This window comes from Pseudomonas sp. UBA6276, from assembly GCF_002438365.1.
GTDB lineage: Bacteria > Pseudomonadota > Gammaproteobacteria > Pseudomonadales > Pseudomonadaceae > Aquipseudomonas > Aquipseudomonas coleopterorum.
This window is the reverse complement of record NZ_DJUS01000191.1, coordinates 1-891: the sequence shown is the minus strand read 5'-3', so window position 1 is coordinate 891 and position 891 is coordinate 1. Positions and strand designations below refer to the sequence as shown.

General features: G+C 61.6%; 1 protein-coding gene (only partly in view). It reads left to right on the top strand.

Annotated elements, in window-relative coordinates; all coding sequences use genetic code 11:
- On the top strand, window positions 1–891 hold part of the coding region annotated (locus tag B2V21_RS21365) for a homocysteine S-methyltransferase family protein (protein WP_286917965.1) (this coding region is incomplete at its 3' end). The annotated region extends 1,057 nt beyond the left edge of the window; 891 of 1,948 annotated nt are visible.

The following is an 891-nucleotide window of genomic DNA, read 5'->3' as shown; positions in this document are numbered from 1 at the left end:
TGATCCGCGAGGAGAACTACACCGAGGCCTTGGAAGTCGCCCTGCAGCAGGTGGAAGCCGGCGCCCAGGTGATCGACATCAACATGGACGAGGGCATGCTCGACTCGCAGAAGGCCATGGTCACCTTCCTCAACCTGATCGCGGGCGAGCCGGACATCTCCCGGGTGCCGATCATGATCGACTCCTCCAAGTGGGAAGTGATCGAAGCCGGGCTCAAGTGCATCCAAGGCAAGGGCATCGTCAACTCGATCAGCATGAAGGAAGGCGTCGACGCGTTCATTCACCACGCCAAGCTGTGCAAGCGCTACGGCGCTGCGGTGGTGGTGATGGCCTTCGACGAGGCCGGCCAGGCCGACACCGAAGCGCGCAAGAAAGAGATCTGCAAACGCTCCTACGACATCCTGGTGGATCAGGTCGGCTTCCCACCGGAAGACATCATCTTCGACCCGAACATCTTCGCCGTGGCCACCGGCATCGAGGAGCACAACAACTACGCCGTCGATTTCATCAATGCCTGCGCCTACATCCGCGATGAGCTGCCTTATGCGTTGACCAGCGGCGGCGTGTCCAACGTGTCGTTCTCGTTCCGCGGCAACAACCCGGTGCGTGAGGCGATTCACTCCGTGTTTCTGCTGCATGCCATCCGCAACGGTCTGACCATGGGTATCGTCAACGCCGGCCAGTTGGAGATCTATGACCAGATCCCCACCGAGCTGCGCGAGCGTGTCGAGGATGTGGTCCTCAACCGTACGCCCGAAGGCACCGACGCCCTGCTCGCCATCGCCGACAAGTTCAAGGGCGACGGCAGCGTCAAGGAAGCCGAAACCGAGGAATGGCGCGGCTGGCCGGTCAATCAGCGCCTGGAGCATGCGCTGGTCAAGGGCATCACCA